Source organism: Trinickia terrae (assembly GCF_005144415.1).
GTDB lineage: Bacteria > Pseudomonadota > Gammaproteobacteria > Burkholderiales > Burkholderiaceae > Trinickia_A > Trinickia_A terrae.
Genome location: NZ_SWJE01000008.1, coordinates 225,286 through 247,413, shown reverse-complemented (window position 1 = coordinate 247,413; position 22,128 = coordinate 225,286). Strand labels below are relative to the sequence as shown.

Sequence of the window (22,128 nt, the reverse complement as noted above, 5' to 3'; positions counted from 1 at the left end):
CGCAGGACTATTCCGTGCCGCGTGCTAACGGGACGTACGGCGAGCGGTAACAGATGCCCCCAGAACGCTACCGCCAACAGCACTGCGTGCCTCCGGGACAGGCCGTCCGCCTAGGACGCGCTTTTGGTTACTTTGGGCAAGACCAAAGTGACCCCGGTCCCGGGGAGGGACGGACTATACGGACCGCCGCGATATCAAAGTTGCACGAAAGCCTCAAACTACTAGTGCTTGTGCTTACGCTTAACCCACTTCCCCGCCACCCCCGCCAACACCCTCTCAACACTCTGCACATAAATCCGCGTACCAAACCTGCTCCGCGCACTCGCAAGACCATTCTCGACAAGCCGCGCACGCAGCTGCGCATCCGCCTGCAGCTCGGCCAGCGTCCTGGCGAGCGCTTGTGCATCGCCCGGCTCGCAAAGCACGCCGTTCACACCGTCCTCGACGATCTCGACCACCCCGCCCGCACGCGACGCCACGACCGGCCGCTTCGCGAGCATGCCCTCGACGATCACCCGCCCGAACGGCTCCGGCGTGATCGACGTATGCGCGACGACATCAACGGCCTTCATGCACGCGGCGACATCGCGCTGAAACCCGAGGAAATGCACGCGATCCGCGATCCCATGCGCTTCGACGTACGCGCGCAATTGCGCCTCATACGCATCTTCGCCAAACAGCGGCGCACCGACGAGCACCGCGTGCATGCCCGCATTCGAAGCAATCGCTTCCAGCAGGACATGCTGCCCCTTCCAACTCGCAAGGCGGCTGTACGCGCCGACCAGGAACGCGTCGAGCGGCAGATTGAAACGCGCGCGAAGCTCCGCGCTGGCCACCTCGTCGAGCGCGGCGAACGGCGCTTCGGAGATGCCGTTGAACACGACGTCGACGCGATCCTTGGACGCCCCTGTCAACGCGGCGAACTCGCGTGCCGATGCACCGGAATTCGCAATCACATGATCGACGCCCAGCTTGCTGGCCCATTTGATGATCGTTCGCTGCACGCCGCCGAAATGCTCGGCGCTGACGATGTCCCGCAGATGCCACACCACCGGCCGCCGCGAGAGCCGGCCCGCAATCGCGCCGACCACCATGGCGCGCTGCGTATTCGCGTAGATGATGTCCGCCTCGCGCGCACGCTTGGCGGTTTCGCGCACGAGCGAGGCGAGCCCGCCGAGCGTGCGCATTTTCGGAAGTCCGCCGCCGCTCTTGCTCACGCCATGCAGCGCGGGCACGTCGAGCACATCGACGTCCACGCCCGCTTCCTCCAGCGCGATCCGGAACGGCCCGTCGCCAAACAGCACGACTTCCATCGATTCCTTCAAGTTCCTGGCGATCTCCAGCAGCGAAAGCTCCGCGCCGCCTAGCAAGCCGGTCTGGTCGACGGCAAGCACCTTCGGCCGATTGCCGTCCACGCGCTCGGCGGCAGGCGCGGGCCTGCGCGAAGCGCGCGCCGACGCGCCCGGCATCGCGCGCTCCACATATCCGGTAAAGCTCGCGCGAAAGTGCGCAGCGGAAAAACGCTCGGCGTTCGCGCGGCAATCCTGCGCGGAAAACCGCGCGGCGTTGTGCTCGAACGTGTCGACGGCACGCGCAATCGCCTCGGCGCTCTGCTCGCCGAAGAACATGCCCGTCGGCTGCGGCCGCGATAGATCGCGCACCGTCTCGAGCGCCCCGCCCTTGCCGAACGCGATGACCGGCGTGCCGCACGCCTGCGCCTCGACCACGGAAATGCCGAAGTCTTCCTCCGCCGCGAACACGAATGCCTTCGCGCGGCGCATGCAATCGTGCAGCACCGCGAACGGCTGATACCCCATGATCTCGACGTTGCGCGCCGCCTTCTCGCGGATCTTGCGCATCTCCGGCCCGTCGCCGATCACGACGAGGCGCTTGTCCGGCATCCGCGCGAACGCCTCGACGATCAAATCGATCTTCTTGTACGGCACCATCCGCGACGCGGTCAGGTAGAAATCTTCCTTCTGCGTATTCAGCGAAAACGCGTCGACGTCCACGGGCGGAAAGATCACCTGCGCATCGCGCTGATAGACCTTCTTGATGCGCCGCGCGATGAACGCCGAGTTGGCGACGAAGTAGTCGACCGAGTTCGAAGTCCGGATGTCCCAATTGCGGATGTAGTGAAGAATCACGCGCGCCAGCACCGATTTCAGGCCGCTCGTGAGCTTCGACTGCTCCAGGTACTGATGCTGCAGATCCCACGCGTAGCGGATCGGCGAATGCACGTAGCTGATGTGCACCTGGTCGGGACCGGTCAGCACGCCCTTGGCCACCGCGTGACTGCTCGAAATGACGAGATCGTAGGCGCTGACGTCGAGCTGCTCGATCGCAAGCGGCATCAGCGGCAGATACGAGCGGTACTTGTTGCGCGCCATCGGCAGCTTCTGGATGAACGACGTTTTCGCGTGCTTGCCGCGCAGGAACGCGCGGTTGTCGTCGAGAAAATCGACGAGGCTGAACACGTCGGCATCGGGAAAGCACGCGATGATCTGCTCGAGCACGCGCTCGGCGCCGGCGTAGGTCACGAGCCAATCGTGCACGACCGCCACGCGCAGCGCACGCGAAGCGGACGCCGCCTGGGCGCGCTCCCTGGGTTCCGCCAGCGCGGCGCGGCCCGCGCCATTCCCGACATCGGCCGCCACTGCGTGCGCGGCGGCCTCGTCATAGTCTGCATAGAGGTTGTCGCTCATGCGCTATTCCTCACGTTGAGCCGCAGCAGCAGATCGCGGGCGAGATTGCGCAACGCGGGCGTCGTCGTGATCGACCAGCCGACGTTCGCGCCGAGCATGGCGATGCCGACCACGGCGAGCGTTGCGAGATTCGATACGACGCTCGCCACATAGAGCGCCGCGAGCAGAAACACGAGATGAGCCAGCATGTCGAGCCAGATCGGCCGCGCGCGGATGGCGGAGAGGTACAACAGCGCGCCATAGTCGACGAGCGCGCGCACCGCGACCACCACCGCCGCGCCCACCAGCCCGTAGTGGGCGATGCCGAACCACAATGCCCCCGCAAAAAAGGGCAATTCGACGAGACCGATGCCCGCGGCGCGTGCCGGGTTGACCTGCGACTGGATCAGGATGCGCGTCACGCTCGCCTGACCCACGAGCCAGACGCTGACGATGAGGATGCGGCCCACGGGCGAGGACGCCGTCGCGAGGTCGCTGCCGACCCACACGGTCAGGAACGGCCCGAGCACGAGAATCGCGACGATCGCCACCGGCGTGAATACGGCATTCAGGAATTCGAGCGACTGCCGCACGAGCGCATCGGCATGCTCGCGCTCGACGGCCGACAAGCGCGGAAACAGCGTACGTATCAGCGCATTCGGCAGCATGTTCAGGCGCGTGACGAGATTTTGCGGCACCGTGTAGTAGGTGACGAAGCGCGCGCCGAGCCCCGTGCCGAGCATCACGCGATCGAGCGAATCGGAGACCATGCTCGTCACGCTGGCGATGAGCATCCAGCCGCCGAAGCTGAAGAGCCCCTTCGCGACGCCCCATTGCGGAAGCTGGATGTGCCGGATGTTCAGCACCTTCAGGCTCGCTCGCGCAAGCAGCACGGCCGCCAGGATGCGCGCGACGACGGCCGCGGCCAGCACGCTTTGCAGCGTCGGCGCGATCAGCCAAGCGGCGCCGAGCGGCAGCAACTGGAACAGGAACGTGCCGATCGTCTGGTTGGTGTTGTAGACGCCGAAGCGCTCCGCGCCGTTGATGGCGCCCGCGAACACCCACGATACGTTGGCGATCGGAATCGCCACGGCGAGCCACGGCAGCGCGCGATAGACCTCATGCTGCAGCTCGGCCGACACCTTCGTGAAGTAGGCGGTATAGATGAACGCGCCGAAGTAGATCAGCAGGCCGCCCACGATGCCCGTCACGAGATTGAGCCAGAACGCGCTCCAGAAAACGCGCGCGCTCTGGCTTGCGTCGTTCGTCGCGCGCGCCTTCGAGATTTGGTTCTGCGCCGCCATGCTCATGCCGAGATCGAGAAACCCGAAGTAGCCGATCAAGGTCCAGACGAGACTGATCACGCCGTAGCGCTCGACGCCGAGCAGCTTGATATACGACGGCACCGTCACGAGCGAGACGAACGTCGGCAGGATGAGCCCGAAGAAATTGATCGCGACGTTCTTGAGAATGCCCTTGTCCATCGAATGCCCTATCGGTTTCTGATGCGTGCGAAAGCGCGTGAGCCGAGGCCCTCGAGCGCAAACGTCATTGCGGTTTCCAGCGGTACATCATCACCTTGCCGCGCGCGTCTTCCTCGACGAACACGAGGTACTCGCCGTTCTCGCGCTGATGCGCGCCGATGCCGTTGGGCACGTCGATCCAGCCCGACGCATTGCCCACCTCCGGCCCCGGCTCGATCACGCCGATCGCGCCGCCCGTCGCCTTGTCGTAGACGTGGACGCCGCCGGCCGGCTCGACCGCGAAGATGTACTTGCCTTCCACGGTCACGCTGATGAGCGTCTGGATCGGCTTCGCGTTCGTGTCCCACGGCAGCGTGATCGCGTAGCGCTGCACCGGCGCGCCGCTCGACCACTTGTCGTAGCGCACCAGCATCCGGCCGATTTCCTTCCACGTGCCCGGCGCGCCGGCAGGCGCATCGGCGGTGTAGCCCGTCACGTAGAGCGTGTCGGTTTGCGGCTCGTAGATCGCGCGGCGCAATTCGGAGAACGGCGCGGGCATCGGATAGCTCGTCATGTCCGCATACGTGTAGATCGGATTGCCGACGCTATCGAGCCCCCCATAGCGGAAACGGTGAATGCCGCGCTGATCGCTCGTGCGCCAGATGTCGCCCTTCGTATCGACCCACCAGCCCCAGCCGCCCGCGAGCTTCGCGCCGGACGTGTTCAGCGAAAACTCGTTGGCGTCGAACTTGCCGTCGCCGTTCGTATCGCGCCAGATCCAGTCGCCGCCTGGCGGACGATTGGGGATCTTGTCGACGGGCCGCGCGCGGCCCGCGATGAGGCCCGACGGAATCGCCGTCTCACCGTCGCGCTGCGGATCGAAGCGGTAGATCTTGAGGTGATCGGAGTACATGTCCGTCAAATACAGGAACGTGCGGCCGTCGAGCTTGCGCGCCATCGGCAGGCCCGGCCATTGGTCCGTGCTGAAGACGGGGTCTTGCGGATACTTGAAGCGATTCGAGAGGAAGCCCGCGTACTTCCATTGCTGGCCCGGTGGCTTCGAGAGATCGAGCTCGAAGCGCTTGTTGCCGGTGAAGACGCTATTGGGGCGGCCAGGGTCGACCCACGCGCCATCGACGAACAGCAGCCCCTGCACTTGCCAGCGCAGGCGGCCATCGGGCGCGTAGCTTTCGAGCGTCGCGCCGAGCCCCGCACCGGTGGTGCCTAGACGCGGCCCGATGCCGTTCGTCGAGACGTAGACGTTGCCCGCCGCATCGACGCCCACGCCGGTCAGGCCATTGAAGCGCTGCGGCCCTGGGCGTCCCGCCTGGCTCGGCGGCCCGCCGAAGATCCCGCCGCGCTCGCCGAGCGTATCGGTGAGCGCATAGCGTCCGTTCTGCTTGCTGAAGATCAGCACCTGCTGGCGCGGGCCGTTGTCCGCGACGAGCACGCGGCCCTTCGCATCGACGGCGATATCGACCGCGACCGAATCCGACGGCAGCGGCAACGTATCGTCGAGCTTCTGTCCGCTCGCGGAATAGTGCTCGACGCGCGGCGCCGGATCGGTCAGCGTGCCGGCCAGCACCCACAGCGTGCCGTTATCGGCGAGCGCCATGCGGCCCGGCTCGTGCACGGTCCACTTGTCCTTCGGCTGCATCGAGGCGGCATCGTAGCTGTCGACTTCGTCGCGCGTCGTGTTGGCCGCGTAGAGCGTCGCATCGTTCGCTGCCAGGCCGCCAATCTCCGCACGCGTGGCGACCGGCACCTGGTTCATCATCAGGAAGCTCGCCGCCAGCCGCGCACGCGGCTCCATGCCGGCTGACCTGATCGGCGCGCTTTCCTTGACGTCGCCAAGCGAGCGGCGAGAAATGCCGAACCATTGCTGCCCGGACTCGGGCCACACGCCTTGCGCGACGAGCCGGCCTTTTTCGTTGCCGACCGAGGTCGCGATATACGCATAGCGCTTGTTGACCGCGATCGCGCTGCCGCCCGTATTGCCCCAGCCGTGCGTGCCGCCGGCGAAGCCAAGCATCTTGCCGTCCTTGTAGATGCTGACCTCCGCGCCGCTCTCGTCCCAGGGCGCGTTCGTATAGACCCGGCCGTCGGGCGCGACCGCGATCGCGGCGATATTGATTTGCGTCCACGCGCCGTCGCCGTAGCCGAAGCTATTGCCGATCCACGAAGTCGAGGCGGGCAGCACCGTCTCCGATGAGGCGGCGCTGGCGTCGAGCGCGAAGCTCACGCACAAGATGGCCGCAAGCGTTGAACAGGATATTGCGCGGAACAAAGGCGTTCCTCCAGTCGAGGCTCGGCTCTTGGCGAGCCGGGATTTAACGGAGTGAATCCGTTCAAGGCGACCCAGAGTACAAGTAAAAATATCCACCAGAATTGACAAATAATTCCGAATATTTCGGATAGATTTCCCGCATGCAATACGCGTGATTTTTTAAAGTGCATGCGAGCATTCCTGCGCACCAAATCGATTTTTTGCGCGCAATATCGACCGGCTTCGCCTCGCCCCAGGTAGAAAATTCCTCCCACAGGCGGCCACGAACGCACGAAACAGGGGCGTCGGGCAGCCAGCGCTGCCGCACCCCGGCATTCGCCGCCATTTCATTTTTTTAAAACGGCACGCTAATTCCGTTCATTACCGTTCTGTTTTTTCGTCATTTTCTTTTCCCTAGAATCGATTGCACCTGCGATACGTGGCGGCACGCCCGCCGCGCGACGCGAATGGCTTTCTCCAATCGCCGCTTGCTCACCTCCGGTAACGCATAGATCGATCAATGACTGTCAGCGCACTGCCCACTGCCCCTACCGCTACCGCCAAGCCTCGTGAACGCATCGTTCCGCTGGACGGCCTGCGCGCCATCGCCGTGCTGGCCGTGTTCGCTCAACACGCGCTGAAAGCGCCGCTGTGGATGGGCGTCGACCTGTTTTTCGTGCTGAGCGGGTTTCTGATCACGGGCATCCTGCTCGAGCGCAAGGCGCGCGGGCAGTCGTATTTCAGCTACTTCTACGCCCGCCGCGCGCGCCGCATCCTGCCGCCGTACGTGCTGCTGATGATCGTCTCGTCGCTGCTGTTCGGGCTTGGCTGGGCCGAGCACTGGCAGTGGTACGCGTTCTTTGCGACCAATATCGGCGATGCGCTCGATCAAGCCGGACATCCCAGTCTCAACGTGTTGTGGTCGCTCGCCGTCGAAGAGCAGTTCTATCTGTTCTGGCCGTTCGTCGTGCTGTTCACGTCGGAGCGCACGCTGCTCATCGTCGCGGCGGCGCTGATCGTGATCGTGCCGATCCTGCGCGCGATCTCGACGCCGTTCTTCGATACGTTCTGGCCCATCTACTACCTGACGCCGTTTCGCATGGACCTGCTCTCCGCAGGCGCGCTGCTCGCCGTGCTGGCGCGGCGCGACAAGCAGGCACTCGAGCGGTTGAAAGTGCCGGCATGCATTGCCTTTGTCGCCGCGCTCGCGGTGCTCGCGTGGCTGCATCTGCACTATCCGCATTTTCGCGCCGCCAATACAGCGCTCTCGAATGCGGGCCTCTATAGCGTGTCGCTCGTGCTTTGCACGTCGCTCGTCGTGATCGCGCTGCAAAGCAAGGGCATCGTGAAGCGCTTCTTGAGCCAACCCGTGCTCGTCCATATCGGCACCGTCAGCTACACGATCTACCTGATTCACTTGAGCATCCTCTATGCACTCTGGCCGCACATCCAAAACCGCCATGCGGCGGCCGCCGCGGCGCTCGCCCTCACGCTCGCCTATGCAAGCTTCACCTGGTTTGCGTTCGAAAAGAGGCTCATTCACGGCGGGCCACACCACAAAGAAGCCCGTCAACTGCTGACCGTCGAATAAAACACTCGCATCACTCTCAGGGAAACGCTATGGACCCTCAACGCAAAGCGATCATCACCGGCGTCTCAGGACAAGACGGCGCGTATCTCACCAAGCTGCTGCTCGACAAGGGATACCACGTCACCGGCACGTATCGGCGAACCAGCTCCGTGAATTTCTGGCGCATGGACGAGCTCGGCATCCGCCAGCATCCGAACCTCTCGCTCGTCGAGCACGACCTGACCGACCTCGGCTCCAGTCTGCGCCTGCTCGAAGTCGCGCAGGCGAGCGAGCTCTACAACCTCGCGGCGCAGAGCTTCGTCGGCGTCTCGTTCGATCAGCCCGCCACCACGGCCGACGTCACGGGCCTCGGCGCGCTCAATCTGCTCGAAGCGATCCGCGTGATCAACCCGCGCATCCGCTATTACCAGGCATCGACCTCCGAGATGTTCGGCAAGGTGCAGGCGATTCCGCAATTGGAGACCACGCCGTTCTATCCGCGCAGCCCCTATGGCGTCGCGAAGCTGTTCGCGCACTGGACGACGATCAACTATCGCGAGTCGTACGGGATCTTCGGCTGCAGCGGCATCCTGTTCAATCACGAGTCGCCGCTGCGCGGACGCGAGTTCGTCACGCGCAAGATCACCGATACGGTCGCGAAGATCAAGCTCGGCAAAGCGGAGCGGCTCGAGCTCGGCAACCTCGACGCGAAGCGCGACTGGGGCTTCGCGCAGGAGTATGTCGAGGGCATGTGGCGCATGCTGCAGGCCGACGAGCCCGATACCTACGTGCTCGCCACCAACCGGACCGAGACCGTGCGCGATTTCGTGGACATGGCGTTCGCCGCGGCGGGCTATCAAATCGAGTGGACGGGCAAGGGCGAGCTGGAGAAAGGACTCGACGTCTCGACCGGCAAGGTGCTCGTGCAGGTGAATCCGAAGTTCTACCGGCCTGCCGAAGTCGATCTCCTGATCGGCTGCGCGGACAAGGCCAAGGAAAAGCTCGGCTGGCAACCGGAAACGACGCTCGAGCAGCTGTGCCAGTTGATGGTTCACGCCGACCTCGCGCGCAATGAGCACCATGAGACTTTCTGAGCGCCGAGGGCGCCGCGCGCTCGTCACCGGGCTGGCCGGCTTCACCGGCCAGCACATGGCCGAATACCTCGAAAACGAGGGCTATGAGGTGTGGGGCACGGTGTCGCCCGAGCCTGCCTCTGAGGCTGAGTCCGAGGCAGGGTCTGGGTTCGCAGCGGCGGAAACGCCATCGCACCGGCACCTCATATCGACGGTCGATCTGCTCGACGCCGAAGGCATGAAGGCGCTCGTCGCCGACGCGCGGCCCGACGTGGTCGTCCATCTCGCCGGCGCGGCGCACGTGGCGAACGGCACGGCGAGCAATACGTACCTTGTGAATATCGTCGGCACGCGCAATCTGCTCGCGGCGCTCGCCTCGCTCGACAAGCCGCCGCGCGCCGTACTGCTAGCGAGCAGCGCGAACGTCTACGGCAACGCGCCTGTCGAGACGCTCGACGAAAGCATCGCGCCCTCGCCCGCCAACGACTATGCGGTCAGCAAGCTCGCGATGGAGCACGCGGCGCGGCTCTGGATGGACCGCTTGCCGATCATCGTGACGCGGCCGTTCAACTACACGGGTGTGGGCCAGCGCGAGGACTATCTGCTGCCTAAGATCGTCGGGCATTACGCGCGGCGCGAAGCGAAGATCTCACTGGGCAATCTACATGTGAGCCGCGATTTTTCGGACGTGCGCAACGTCGTGGCGATGTACGGCGGTTTGCTCGAGGCGGCGCCGGCTGGTGAGACGTTCAACATCTGCTCGGGCACCGGGCACTCGCTGCGTGAAGTGCTGGCGATGCTGGCGCGTATCGCCGGGTACGAGATCGATGTGTTCGTCGATCCGCGGTTTTTGCGGGCGAATGAAGTGCATCGGCTCGTCGGGTCCAATCACAAGCTGCAGCGTGTGATCGGGCAGGTGCCATCGACGCCGCTTGGGGAGACGCTGGAGTGGATGTATGAAGCGGCGTCGGGACGCGAGGAAACCGTGCCTGAACGGGATGGCTCGGCGGTAGGCTGACGCACGAAGTTCGCGCTCGTATCGATGCAAACAAGCCTCTCGGCGCCATCACCGAGAGGCCGAACCTACGCGTCGGCTCAAAGCGCCATCAATGCCCGCTCGCCTCGTTCAACGTCAGATTGCGCGTCTCCGGAGCCCAGGCAATCGAAACAACCATCCCCACGAACAACACGACCGCCAGCGCCATCATCGTCGCGTGAAAGCCGAACGTGACGATGCCGAAGGGCAGCAGAAACGTCCCCGCCGCCGAACCCAGCCGGCTGCACGCAATCGCAAGCCCGACACCGCATGCGCGCACCTCGGTTGGAAAGCATTCCGGCGGAAACACGCCGACGAGATTGCTGAACGCCGACATCGTCAACGTGAAGATCCCAAACGCGACGATCATCGCCACCGCCGCCGACTGCGGCAGCGCACTCAGCGCGACGAGCGACGCGCAAGTCACCGCGAACGAGCCGATCAGAAACGTGCGCCGCGGCAGCTTGATCGTGAGCCAGATGCCGATCAACGCGCCGAGCACGAGGAACGCATTCAGCAGCAAGTCGGTCCCGAACCCTTCGCTGAGCCCGATCACCTTCAGGATGCCCGGCAAGAACGTATAGACCGCGAAATAAGGAATCACGAGACACACGAAGAACGCGCAATTGAACACGGTGCGGCGAATCAGATCCTTCTCGAAGAGCCGCGCGAAGCCCTGCGCGCCCTGCAGTGCACGCGTGGTTCGCGATTGAATGTGCTCGGCGTCGAGCGTCACATTCGGGCCGAAATACTTGTACACGATCGCCTGCGCCTCTTGCACGCGGCCCTTGCCGAGCAGCCAGCGCGGCGACTCCGGCGTTCCGAGGCGCATCACCAGCACAATCAGCGCGGGCACGCCGGCCGACGCCAGCAACCACCGCCAAGCATCCGGCGACGCATCGGCATACAGCATGCCGAGCACGTTGGCCGCCACGTAACCGACCGTCCACACGACGCTGAACGACCCGAGCAGCGCGCCGCGATGCTTGCGCGGCGAAAACTCGGCGAGGATCGCGTGGCCGACCGTGAAGTCGCCGCCCATGCCGAAGCCGATCGCAACGCGCAGCAGACACAGCACGAGCGGCGACGTCGCATGGAACTGCGCAAACGCCGCCACGGTGATGATGAGAAAACTCGTCAGGAAGATCTTTTGCCGGCCCATGCGGTCCGACAGCCAGCCGAACACGAGGCTGCCGAAGAAAATGCCCAGCAGCGCCGAGCTGCCGATCATCCCCATCCAGAACGAATCGAGCGGCATCTGCCGGCTCATCGACGCCAGCGCGTAACCGACGGTGCCGAGCGCAAAGCCTTCGGTGAAGTGCGCACCGAATGTCAGGCCAGCGATCTTGATGTGGAAGGCATTCAGCGGAACATCGTCGAGCGCGACGCAGTTCTTCGAATCATGGCGGAGGGAATTCGCGCCGGCATGCGGCGCAGCAGGGGTAAGACCAACCACTCCCATTTGATTTTGCGGATGACTCAAGTCGTCTCCTTCTTGTTATTGAGGGCCTATGCACCGCATGGCAGCCCGAGGGGAAACCGATCCAAAAGCAGGCGCGAAAAACGACTGGCGGCCCGCGTCGCGCGATATTGCGTTGTCCGACGCGAGCCCACGCGCTTTGCACGTCAGCGGCCGAGACCGCCCATCATCATGTACTTCAGCTCGACGTATTCATCGAGGCCGTACTTCGAGCCCTCGCGGCCGAGTCCCGATTCCTTGACGCCGCCGAACGGCGCCACTTCGGTCGAGATGATGCCTTCGTTGATGCCGACCATCCCGCTTTCCAGCGCCTCGCCGACGCGCCATGCACGGCCCAGGTCGCGCGTGTAGAAATACGCGGACAAGCCGAACGGCGTGTCGTTGGCCGCCTTGATCGCTTCCTCTTCGGTCTTGAAGCGGAACGCCGCGGCGACCGGGCCGAACGTTTCTTCTTCCGCGAGCAGCATCGACGTCGAGGCGTTGGCGAGCACCGTCGGCTCATAGAACGTGCCGCCGAGCGCGTGGCGCTTGCCGCCCGTCAGCACTTGCGCACCCTTCTGCACGGCATCCGCGACATGACGCTCGACCTTCGCCAGCGCCGCTTCGTTGATGAGCGGCCCCTGCTCGGCCTCGCCTTCGAGCCCGTTTCCGACGCGCATCTTCTTCACGGCTGCCGTGAGCGCCTGCATGAAGGCATCGTGGATGCCGTCCTGTACATAGAAGCGGTTCACGCACACGCAGGTCTGTCCGGTGTTGCGGAACTTCGACGCCATCGCGCCCTGCACGGCGGCGTCGATATCGGCATCGTCGAACACGATGAACGGCGCGTTGCCGCCCAGTTCGAGCGACAGCTTCTTGAGCGTTTCCGCCGACTGCTGCGCAAGCAGCTTGCCGACGCGCGTCGAACCCGTGAACGACAGCTTGCGCACGACGGGCGAGCCCGTCAGCACGCCGCCGATCGCAACCGCATCGCCGGAGACGATGTTGAACACCCCCGCCGGAATACCCGCGTGCTCGGCCAGCACGGCCAGCGCAAACGCGGACAACGGCGTTTCCTCGGAAGGCTTGAGCACCATCGTGCAGCCGGCCGCCAGCGCGGGACCGGCCTTGCGCGTGATCATCGCGAGCGGGAAATTCCACGGCGTGATCGCAGCGACGACACCGATCGGCTCGCGCGTGACGACGATCTTCGAATCGGGCTTCGGGCTCGGAATCACGTCGCCATACATGCGCTTCGCTTCTTCGGCGAACCACTCGAGAAAGCTCGCCGCGTAGCCCACTTCGCCGCGCGCCTCGGCAAGCGGCTTGCCCTGCTCGCGCACCATCAGCTCGGCAAGCGCCTCGCGATGCTCGAGCATCAGCTCGCCCCAGCGCCTCACACGCGCGCCGCGTTCCTTCGCGGTCAGCTTGCGCCATGCGGGAAATGCGCGCTCCGCTGCGGCGATCGCTTGGGCGGTCTCGGCTGCGCCGCCCTTCGCCACGTAGGTGATGACCTCGCCCGTGGCCGGGTTGTGCACCGCGTAGGTATCGCTGCCCTGGCTCTTGGCCGGATGCCATTCGCCGTCGATGTAGTGTCCGGTACGGAGAAAATCGCTCATGCCGCTTTATCCAGGTTGTCGGCAAACACGCCCTGCGCGGGACGCGCTTCGCGGGCAATGCGCTTGCCTGCCGTGTAATCGTTGATCAGGTCGCACGGCGTGTAATTGCGTTCCAGCTCATGCAGTTCGTCTGCATCGAGCTTCGTTTCGAGAGCCGCGAGCGCGCTGTCGAACTGCGCGGCCGAATCGGCGCCGACCAGCATGCTCGACACGCCGTGATGATTCAGCACCCACGCCTGCGCGATTTGCGCCGGACTCACGCCGCGCCGCTTCGCCACGCGCGCGACCGAAGCCGCAATCTCGCGCGACGCCGCATCGCCGTACATCTGCGCGGTGAAGAAGTCGGTCTGATTGCGCGTCGAGTTCGGATCGGAGGTCAAAAGGCCGCGCGCGAGCGGGCTGAACACCGAGACACCGATCCCTTGATCGAGGCAGTAAGGGATCATCTCGCGCTCTTCCTCGCGATACGCCACGTTCAATTGCAGCTGCATGTTGATCGGCTTGGCCCAGCCGTTGCGGTCGCAGGCCTGCATGATCTTCGCAAGCTGCCACGTGTACATCGTCGACACGCCGATATAGCGCGCCTTGCCCGCACGCACGATGTCGTTCAACGCGCCCATCGTTTCTTCGACGGGCGTATTCACGTCGAAGAAATGCAGCATGTAGATGTCGACGTACTCCATGCCGAGGCGCTTCAACGAACCGTCGATGCCGTCCATCACGTGCTTGCGCGAATGTCCGCCGGCGTTCTGGTACGCGCCCATGTCGTAGCCGACCTTGGTCGCCACGACGATCTCTTCGCGCCGCGTCAGACGCTTCAGGATGCGGCCGACCACTTCCTCGCCCACGCCCGTCGAATAGAAATCGGCGAGGTCGATGAAGTTCACGCCTGCGTCGAGCGCGTGACGCACGATCGGCTCGCTTTGCGCTTCGTCGAAGATCCAAGGCTTCCAGTCCGGCGTACCCATGTTCATCGTGCCGAGGCACAGGCGCGAAACCTTGAGGCCGGATTGACCGAGGCGAACGTATTCCATGTCTGTCTCCTGTGTCGATCAGACTTGGCGCTTTAGCGCCTAGTCTGATCCCATGCTGTGGTTGCTTGGAGTTAGCGCTTTAGCGCTTACTCCAAGCCCGCAGCGGTCGATCAGACTTGGCGCTTTAGCGCCTAGTCTGATCCCATGCTGTGGTTGCTTGGAGTTAGCGCTTCAGCGCTTACTCCAAGCCCGCAGCGGTCGATCAGACTTGGCGCTTTAGCGCCTAGTCTGATCCCATGCTGTGGTCGCGTGGAGTTAGCGCTTCAGCGCTTACTCCAAGCCCGTAGCGGTCGATCAGACTTGGCGCTTCAGCGCCTAGTCTGGTCCCATGCTGTGGTTGCTTGGAGTTAGCGCTTTAGCGCTTACTCTGCTCTCATGCAAAGCTGACTGAGCGGCGGCGCTTCTCATGGCGCGCAAGCCGCCGCGCATGTATTAGTGTTGTTTGGGCGTATAGAACGGGTTCGAGACCTCGCGCGCGGCGGCGAACACTTCGTCGCGATGCGGCAGGCCCTTCATCGCCGCGAGGATCGCGTTCTTGCACGCGCGGTAGTTGTTTTCGAAGACAGCGTCGAGATCGTCGGTCTTCGGGTTGACCCAGTTCGCGGACACGACGACCCAGTCGTTCTCCGCTTCCGGCGGCAGCGTGCCGTTTTCGAGCGATTCGGCGACGGCCTTGGCGATGCCAGCCTGCGAGGCGCCCCAGGTCGCGTTGCCGTGGAAATCGCCTTCGATCTGCGCCTTGTTCACATAGAGCGTGAGCGGCTTGGTCGGCACGCCGGGGCGCGCGATGACGACGAACGGCGCATGGCCCGCGGACGGCGTGGCGAGCGCCGTCGCGAATGCCTGGCCCGCGGGGCCGTTGCGCGGGCCGACCAGCACGTTGATGTGGGCGAGATTGACGCCCGGGCCTTCGAAGCCTTCGCCAATATAGAGTTGCTTGTCCGTAGCTGCGCTCATTTGCTTGAACCCTTTGGAGGTTAAAGAGGGGGTGGAACGATTGTGCTATCGGGCCAAATGAGGCATGAATCGATGTTTTTTGATCCGGGGTATGAGGGCGGCTCAAGTTCGGGTTTCTACGGATTTTTCACGAACGCGGCAACGCAAAGGTGAGGAAATTCGGGAGCTGCGGAAACGGCGCGGATAAAAAGCAATAGGTGATCGGTTTAGCGCCACTGAGGCGCACCGATAGCGAACCGCTTTTCGGTGAGGATTCCGCTCCGAACCTGCCAACCGAGTCGCAGCCCGACGCGCCGGAGGGCGCTTGCGCGGCATAAGAAAACCATTGCAAATCAATGACTTGAGATAATCAGCAGGGGGTAAATGCGGCGCCGCCACGATCCCTCTGACTGATCGCTGCCGCAGTCATCGCAAAGGAGTGCGCGACCTACGGCGTCCTTGGCGAAGCAGAGAAACAGACAACACGGACATCCTGATTCGGGAACGCCGTCTTGCCAAAGGTGAGCGGATTCGGGAGCTGAAAGAAGAAGCGCGGCGCTCAGCCGCGCTTCTCATATCCGAGCGGCATGCTCATCGCAGTCGCCACTCGAGCAAGAATGATCATCAATCTTCGATCAGGAAACGTTCGCGATTCTTGCCGATCCAGGCCGGCACGCGCCCGCGCCCGCTCCAGGTCTGGCCCGTCTTCGGATTGCGGTACTTGGGCGCCAATGCCGATTTGCGCGCAGTCGAACGTTTGCTGGAAAAGCCAAGTTCTTCAGCGGTGATGCCATATTCCGCAATCTTTTCTTTGATCTGTGCAATCGCGGCTTCAATCTCCTTCTCGCGCGCCGCAGTGACCTGAACCTGAAGCTTTTCGAGTTGCGCAGTGAGCTGTTTGTACGTCGCCATGGAGCATTGCCTCCTATTGTTGTGAATGACGGCAGTGTGACCATGCCACGGACAAAAAGTGCCGCATAGGACTCCCCATCTGACTTGAGGGCCTTGTGCGGTCGATGCGGCCGAAGCCTATCATCCGCATGCAGGAAATCTACGCAATTAGCGCAACTGAATACTATCTATTGAACTCCCAATTTGATGTTCGACTCGAGCGCATCCAAAGCGCTAATTAATTTCTTTGCGCGCTCTATATGCGGCGGCAGGCGCGCCGCCGCCAAAACGGATTGGATGCGTTTGCGCCAATACGAAAGCGGAATTCGATCCCCGGCAGTAATGCGCGCGATGATCCGCTCCAAATGCTCGAGATCTTGTTCAACCTGGCAATGACTCATTTGCCGCCCCCGGATTGCACATGTTGTTCGACAGACGCGCTTGGCCGGCGACGCCGGCCAAGCAGAGCGTGGGGCCTGTTATCAGCGGTAAACAGGCCCTGGCTGATTATTGGCGAAACAAGATGAAAGTTTCGTGCATCCGTTAAACGTGAGCAGGAAGATTAAACACCGGCAGTTTCCCGCCCCGTCCCGCACGTCGTGCAAAAAGCCCGTTATTTCGCCCGGCACGCAAACAGCAAATTGCGCATGCCATTATCGCTCGATTGCTTGATCACGTCGAAATCACCCTGACATATACCGCGCGCATTCTGCAAGCAGGTCTCCCAGGGACCGGCGGCCGGACATTGGACTTGCGTCGTCGCCCGGCCGTCGCCGGTAAAGAGCGGCGCACTGCCGCCGCAGCCGCCCAGCGCCGCCGCAAACGCGGCGGCCGTCGCGACGCGCAACGCGACACCGAAGCGGACAGTAAGAAATGGCTTGAGCTTCATCGAATCACCCCTTGGCGTTCTTACTTATTATGTATCCGGCGGAGTATGCCACGCGGACATGACGCCTCCGCTCGTTATTTCGCTGGATTCGCCGGAAACGGTCTGTAAGGCAGCGACCCATGTGGAGCAGCCGTCACGCGGATGAACACCTGTTCGGCACCGGGCAATCCGTGAAATCCTGCGACAGCATAAAGAAAGGATCGTTGAGCGAGCTGCCGATTTCGGGCCCGGCGGACGCCGTGGATGCCTCCCGCACCAAGCACGCCGCACTGGCGGCAACCAGCAGGCCAGCGACAAAAGAAACGCTTCATGGCAATTCCTGCCGATCAGAGTTGGCGCTTCAGCGCTTACTCTGATCCCATGCAAAGCGCCCGCGAATTCGGACACTCGGATGCTCTGGTATCGATTGATATCAAGATTTGCACGGGAAAGCCGATATAGTTAGCGTTTAGGAGAAGTCCAACCGAACCTCCTTTCAAAAGGATAACCGCCTTGCTCATTAAGCGCCCGGCGAGGAGAGCAGTTTGAGTTTGAATCGGCCGTCAATTATCTTGCGCGCTGTCACTTTTGTGGTGATCGTGTGCCTCTCTCTCGTGGTCCTGGATGGCTGGCGAAGTTGGGAGGCAAGATCATTTGAGTTAGGCGAAATGGACGTTGCCAGTTCCAATCTGGCACGGGCAATGACTCAGCAGGCCGATGACACTTTCAAGGAGGCCGATACCGCGTTGGTGGATATCGCGGAACGCGTGCGAGTCGACGGCACGGGCGAGAAAGCATTGGCACGCTTGCGCAGCGTCATGATTCTGAGGCGCCAGGAGCTCGCACAACTGGATGGATTGTTTGTCTATGACGAGCATGGAAAATGGATCGCCAGTTCAACGTCAACACCGTTGAATAAGTTCAACAACGCGGATCGTGAGTATTTCATCTTTCATCAGAACAATCCTGGCCTGGGTCCTCACATCGGAATACCCGTAGTCAGCAGGTCCAGCGGAAAGCGCGTTATCCCTGTTTCCAGGCGCATCGACAAGCCGGACGGAAGCTTTGGCGGCGTCATGCTGGCAACCATAGATATTGATTTTTTCTCGCGGTTCTATAACACGCTCGACATCGGAAAGAGCGGAGCGGTTGCCCTGGTCCTGAATAGCGGCGTCATGCTGGTTCGCCGGCCGTTTGCCGTGGAAACGGTCGGCAAAAGCATGCTAGGGACGGCCCTTTTTTATCACTACACCTCGCACGGACCGGTCGGAACAGCCTTTATCAAATCGGCCCAGGATGGGGTCACACGACTCAACAGCTATCGCAACCTTCCGAACTTCCCGGTTTTTGTCGCAGCAGCTTTATCCAAGGACGAGATTCTTCAAGACTGGTGGCGCGATACCATTTGGCACTCCACAGGCGTGATTTGTCTTGTCGCTGTCGTCGGACTATTCGGCTGGAACCTGGTCAAGCAAATCGAACTGAAGGCGAGAACCGAGGCTGAACTGATCAAAACTCGCAACTCTCTCGAACAGCTCAATCTCGCCCTTGGTCAACTCGCAACACAGGACGGTCTGACGGGATTGGCGAACCGCCGTCAATTCGATGTCGCACTGCAAAACGAATACAGCCGCGCTTCGAGACAAGCAAGCTCGCTTGCGCTGATCATGATGGACGTCGACTACTTCAAGCAATACAACGATATCTACGGCCACGCTGCGGGTGATGAGTGTTTGCGAGCGATTAGCCGCATCGTTCAAGAGCATGCTGCCAGGCGGCCAGGCGACCTCGCGGCGCGCTACGGCGGAGAGGAAATCGCAGTCTTGCTTCCAGGCATGGCAATGGACGATGCGGTCGCTCTCGCGGGCAAAATCCGTCAAGCTGTTCGTGATCTGGAAATCAGGCACACCGGCAGTCCGACCGGGTTTGTCACATTAAGCGCAGGAGTAGACGTTCGGACACCTGTTCACGATGCAGAGGAAGCGACATCGCTGCTCGTAGCGGCCGACACAGCCCTATACGAGGCAAAGAAGAACGGACGAAATCAGGTAGTTGCCACAAAAAGCGGTCTTCCTTCCTCGGCCGCGTTTTGACCGCGGCCTCGCGATTCAATTTTCCTGGACGTGTTGGACGTCCCGGACACAGTCTTATCAATGCACGTGTCTTGAAAGGCTTGTAGCATGCGGGTCTCCGGCAATAGCTGTTCACAAACAGGAGACTCAATGTCCTTTGTCATCGTCCTCGCCGCCCTCGCGTTCCTGATGTTCGCCGCCTACCGCGGCTACAGCGTCATCCTGTTCGCTCCGATCGCCGCACTGGCAGCCGTGCTGCTCACCGAGCCCGCCGCCGTCGCGCCCGTGTTCTCCGGCATCTTCATGGAGAAGATGGTCGGCTTCGTGAAGCTGTATTTTCCGGTGTTCCTGCTCGGCGCGGTGTTCGGCAAGGTCATCGAGCTGTCCGGCTTTTCCGAGTCCATCGTCGCCGCCGCGATCCGCTATATCGGGCGCTCGCGCGCGAACGCGGTGATCGTCGCGGTGTGCGCGCTGCTCACCTATGGCGGCGTGTCGCTCTTTGTCGTCGTGTTCGCGGTCTACCCGTTCGCCGCCGAGCTCTATCGGCAAAGCAACATTCCGAAGCGGCTGATGCCGGGCGCCATCGCGCTCGGCGCGTTCTCGTTCACGATGGATTCGCTGCCGGGCACTCCGCAGATCCAGAACATCATCCCGACCACCTTCTTCAAGACGACCGCATGGGCCGCGCCGTGGCTCGGCACGATCGGCTCGGTGTTCATCATCGTGGTCGGCCTCACGTATCTGGATTGGCGCCGCCGCGCCGCGCTCGCCAAGGGCGAGGGCTACGGCACGTCGCTCGTGAACGAGCCCGAGCGCGTGGAAGCGGCCGAGCTGCCGCATCCGCTGCTTGCGATCGCGCCGCTCGTGCTCGTCGGCGTGTCGAACTTCGCGCTCACGAAGTGGATTCCGGCCTGGTACGGCACGGGCACCTATACGGTCACGCCCGACGTGCTGCCCGGCGTGCACGCGCCCGTTTCGGCGACGATCAAATCGGTGGTTGCGGTGTGGGCCGTGCAAGGGGCGCTCTTGCTCGGCATTCTGCTCGTGGTCGTCACGGCGTTCGGGCGCGTGCAGGACCGCTTCGCGGCAGGCACCAAGGCGGCGGTCGCCGGCGCGTTGCTGGCCGCGATGAATACGGCGTCGGAGTATGGCTTCGGCGGCGTGATCGCCGCGTTGCCGGGCTTTCTCGTGGTCGGCGACGCGCTCAAGAGCATTCCGAATCCGCTCGTGAATGCCGCGGTGTCGGTCAGCTCGCTCGCGGGCATCACCGGCTCGGCCTCGGGCGGCATGAGCATCGCGCTCGCGGCGATGTCGGATCTCTTCATCAAGGGTGCGCAAGCCGCGCAGATTCCGCTCGACGTGCTGCATCGCGTGGTGGCGATGGCGAGCGGCGGGATGGATACGCTGCCGCACAACGGCGCTGTCATCACGCTTCTCGCCGTCACCGGGCTCACGCACCGCGAGTCGTATCGCGACATTTTCGCGGTGACGGTCATCAAGACGATGGCCGTGTTCTTCGTGATCGCGGTTTATTACGCGACTGGGCTGGTTTGAGGGAAGGGATGAGTCAACCGCTCGTGGCTGATCAGCGGAGATTCACGCGCATCGACACTGAAGACGGCCACCGCCTCACGCAACTGAGCCGCTTGCTCGGCCAGCGAGAAAGCCGCCGCGGAAGCCTGCTCGACCAATGCCGCGTTTTGCTGCGTGACTTGATCCATCTGCGTGACGGCGATATTGACCTGCGCAATGGCCGTGCTTTGCTCTTCGGCGGCCGAAGCGATTTCCTTCATGATGTTCGTCGTTCTTCCGGCCGACGTCACGATCTCGGTCATCGTGCGCCCGGCGTCTTCCACCAGTCCCGACGCGGCCTCGATCTGGCTGACCGATTCCGTGATCAATTCCTTGATCTCTTTCGCCGCGTCGGCGGAACGCTGCGCGAGCGCGCGCACTTCGCCCGCGACAACCGCGAAGCCCTTCCCCTGCTCTCCCGCGCGTGCCGCTTCGACCGCGGCATTCAGCGCAAGGATGTTGGTCTGGAAAGCGATGCCTTCTATCACACCGATGATCTCGGTGACCCGGGTCGAGTTGCCCGAGATGCGGTGCATCGATGAAACCACCTGACCGATCTCGCGGCCGCCGCGCTGCGCGACCTCCGAGCCTGAGCCGGCCAGGCCGCTTGCGAGCTTTGCATTGTCCGCATTCCGGCTGACGGTGCTCGTGATCTGCTCCATGGTCGAGGCGGTTTCTTCGAGGGAAGCCGCCTGCTGCTCGGTGCGCTGCGAGAGGTCGGCGTTGCCTTGGGCAATCTCGCCGGCGGTGACGGAGATGGTCTCGCTCGAACGCTGTATATGCCGGACCATCCCGATCAATTGCGCTTCCATGGCGCTGAGGGAATGCATCAGACTGCTGTCGTCGCCCGGCCTGAGCGGCACCGCAACGCGCAAATTTCCACTGGCGACCGCATTGGCGATCTCGGCGGCTTCGCGCGGCTCGCCGCCGAGCTGCCTGATCAGCGATCGCGAAATCAGCGTTGCCAACAGGCCAGCGCAAGCCGCGGCCACGACGATCAATACGATCACCAACCTGATCGTGCCGCGATACGCCGACTCGGCCGCCGCGCCCTCCCGAGCCGCGCCCTTTTCGTTGAATTTCGCGATCGTCTGGATGTCTTTGTCGATGGCATCCCGAATGGGCCCGGAGCCGCCTTTCAGGACCGTCATCGCCTGATCCATGTGTCCCTGCGTCGCCAGGCTCCGCACCTGCTGATCGAGCTCCATGTAGCGGGGCATCAAGGCTTGAACTTCCCCATACGCGCTGGTCTCTTCAGGCTCGGAGACGAACCTTTGAAGGTCGGCATTGGCGCGGTCGTAGGCTGCGATGCGCGGAGGCATGCGCGAGTCGACCGCTTGCGCATCGGCGACCGATGACGCCGCGGCGAGCCGATACTCCGACAAGCGAAGATTGGACAGCGCGTCCCTCAGCTCGAGACTGGCTCGCATGCCGCCCAGCCAGTTGTCGCGCAACTGCGAGACGTGCGCATTCTCGCCGCGGACTTCGACCAGCGAGCCCACGCCCAGCCCGAGCAACAGCAAGCCGATCAACGCGAACCCCGCCGCCAGTTGCGTGCCGACCCTCATGTTTCGCAGAAACGTCA

The 22,128-nt window shown here is 62.9% G+C and carries 18 protein-coding genes; 6 read left to right on the top strand and 12 right to left on the bottom strand.

Annotated features, from left to right (window positions below):
- Positions 1-221: 221 nt before the first annotated feature.
- The 4 genes from FAZ69_RS16180 to FAZ69_RS16165 all read right to left on the bottom strand — a co-directional run bounded on the left by FAZ69_RS16180 (position 222) and on the right by FAZ69_RS16165 (position 6,759).
- Positions 222-2,705 (bottom strand): glycosyltransferase family 4 protein, encoded by a 2,484-nt coding sequence (locus FAZ69_RS16180; protein ID WP_136896075.1) that lies wholly within the window; start codon positions 2,703-2,705, stop codon positions 222-224.
- Positions 2,702-4,168: a flippase gene (locus FAZ69_RS16175; RefSeq protein WP_136896074.1), complete on the bottom strand. Its 1,467-nt coding sequence runs from the start codon at positions 4,166-4,168 to the stop codon at positions 2,702-2,704. Before FAZ69_RS16175 ends, FAZ69_RS16180 begins: the two co-directional genes overlap by 4 nt.
- Before the next feature lie 64 nt (positions 4,169-4,232).
- Entirely contained in the window at positions 4,233-6,398 is a 2,166-nt protein-coding gene (locus tag FAZ69_RS16170) for an NHL repeat-containing protein (RefSeq protein WP_169708683.1), read from the bottom strand.
- Positions 6,399-6,495: 97 nt separating this feature from the next.
- A complete protein-coding gene (locus FAZ69_RS16165) occupies positions 6,496-6,759 on the bottom strand; it encodes a hypothetical protein (protein ID WP_136896073.1) in 264 nt (87 codons plus the stop codon).
- 174 nt (positions 6,760-6,933) lie between these two features.
- Here FAZ69_RS16165 and FAZ69_RS16160 point away from each other — a divergent pair, with 174 nt between their 5' ends.
- The 3 genes from FAZ69_RS16160 to FAZ69_RS16150 are packed head-to-tail and all read left to right on the top strand — an operon-like array spanning position 6,934 to position 10,074.
- Positions 6,934-8,004, top strand: a complete 1,071-nt coding sequence (locus tag FAZ69_RS16160; RefSeq protein ID WP_136896072.1) for an acyltransferase family protein — start codon at positions 6,934-6,936, stop codon at positions 8,002-8,004.
- A gap of 29 nt (positions 8,005-8,033) precedes the next feature.
- The gene (gmd, locus tag FAZ69_RS16155) at positions 8,034-9,077 is read left to right on the top strand and encodes a GDP-mannose 4,6-dehydratase (RefSeq protein ID WP_136896071.1); all 1,044 of its coding nucleotides are present in this window, start codon (positions 8,034-8,036) and stop codon (positions 9,075-9,077) included.
- On the top strand, positions 9,064-10,074 hold the full coding sequence (locus FAZ69_RS16150; RefSeq protein ID WP_136896070.1) for a GDP-mannose 4,6-dehydratase: 1,011 nt from the start codon (positions 9,064-9,066) through the stop codon (positions 10,072-10,074). Before gmd ends, FAZ69_RS16150 begins: the two co-directional genes overlap by 14 nt.
- 88 nt (positions 10,075-10,162) lie before the next feature.
- Here FAZ69_RS16150 and FAZ69_RS16145 read toward each other — a convergent pair whose 3' ends face one another.
- The 7 genes from FAZ69_RS16145 to FAZ69_RS16115 form a co-directional block, all read right to left on the bottom strand.
- Complete coding sequence (locus FAZ69_RS16145) at positions 10,163-11,554, bottom strand: MFS transporter (protein WP_136896333.1); 1,392 nt, start codon at positions 11,552-11,554, stop codon at positions 10,163-10,165.
- A gap of 164 nt (positions 11,555-11,718) precedes the next feature.
- Positions 11,719-13,170 carry an NAD-dependent succinate-semialdehyde dehydrogenase gene (locus FAZ69_RS16140; RefSeq protein WP_136896069.1) on the bottom strand — a complete coding sequence of 484 codons (1,452 nt, stop codon included), beginning with the start codon at positions 13,168-13,170 and terminating at the stop codon, positions 11,719-11,721.
- Complete coding sequence (locus FAZ69_RS16135; RefSeq protein ID WP_136896068.1) at positions 13,167-14,204, bottom strand: aldo/keto reductase; 1,038 nt, start codon at positions 14,202-14,204, stop codon at positions 13,167-13,169. The genes FAZ69_RS16140 and FAZ69_RS16135 overlap by 4 nt, the downstream gene beginning before the upstream one ends.
- Before the next feature lie 432 nt (positions 14,205-14,636).
- Entirely contained in the window at positions 14,637-15,161 is a 525-nt protein-coding gene (gene fae, locus FAZ69_RS16130; protein ID WP_136896067.1) for a formaldehyde-activating enzyme, read from the bottom strand.
- Between the two features lie 603 nt (positions 15,162-15,764).
- A complete protein-coding gene (locus tag FAZ69_RS16125) occupies positions 15,765-16,052 on the bottom strand; it encodes an H-NS histone family protein (RefSeq protein WP_136896066.1) in 288 nt (95 codons plus the stop codon).
- A gap of 167 nt (positions 16,053-16,219) precedes the next feature.
- A complete protein-coding gene (locus FAZ69_RS16120) occupies positions 16,220-16,432 on the bottom strand; it encodes a hypothetical protein (protein WP_136896065.1) in 213 nt (70 codons plus the stop codon).
- A 212-nt stretch (positions 16,433-16,644) separates the two neighbouring features.
- Positions 16,645-16,920 (bottom strand): hypothetical protein, encoded by a 276-nt coding sequence (locus FAZ69_RS16115; protein ID WP_240702260.1) that lies wholly within the window; start codon positions 16,918-16,920, stop codon positions 16,645-16,647.
- A 119-nt stretch (positions 16,921-17,039) separates the two neighbouring features.
- Between FAZ69_RS16115 and FAZ69_RS16110 the strand changes: the two genes are divergently transcribed.
- From FAZ69_RS16110 to FAZ69_RS16100, 3 genes are all read left to right on the top strand, one after another.
- Positions 17,040-17,276, top strand: a complete 237-nt coding sequence (locus tag FAZ69_RS16110; RefSeq protein ID WP_136896064.1) for a hypothetical protein — start codon at positions 17,040-17,042, stop codon at positions 17,274-17,276.
- Positions 17,277-17,444: 168 nt separating this feature from the next.
- The gene (locus FAZ69_RS16105; RefSeq protein WP_240702258.1) at positions 17,445-18,992 is read left to right on the top strand and encodes a sensor domain-containing diguanylate cyclase; all 1,548 of its coding nucleotides are present in this window, start codon (positions 17,445-17,447) and stop codon (positions 18,990-18,992) included.
- 129 nt (positions 18,993-19,121) lie between these two features.
- Positions 19,122-20,525 carry a GntP family permease gene (locus tag FAZ69_RS16100; RefSeq protein WP_136896063.1) on the top strand — a complete coding sequence of 468 codons (1,404 nt, stop codon included), beginning with the start codon at positions 19,122-19,124 and terminating at the stop codon, positions 20,523-20,525.
- Here FAZ69_RS16100 and FAZ69_RS34355 read toward each other — a convergent pair.
- Entirely contained in the window at positions 20,504-22,111 is a 1,608-nt protein-coding gene (locus FAZ69_RS34355) for a methyl-accepting chemotaxis protein (RefSeq protein ID WP_304571717.1), read from the bottom strand. The genes FAZ69_RS16100 and FAZ69_RS34355 overlap by 22 nt on opposite strands.
- Between the last annotated feature and the right edge of the window lie 17 nt (positions 22,112-22,128).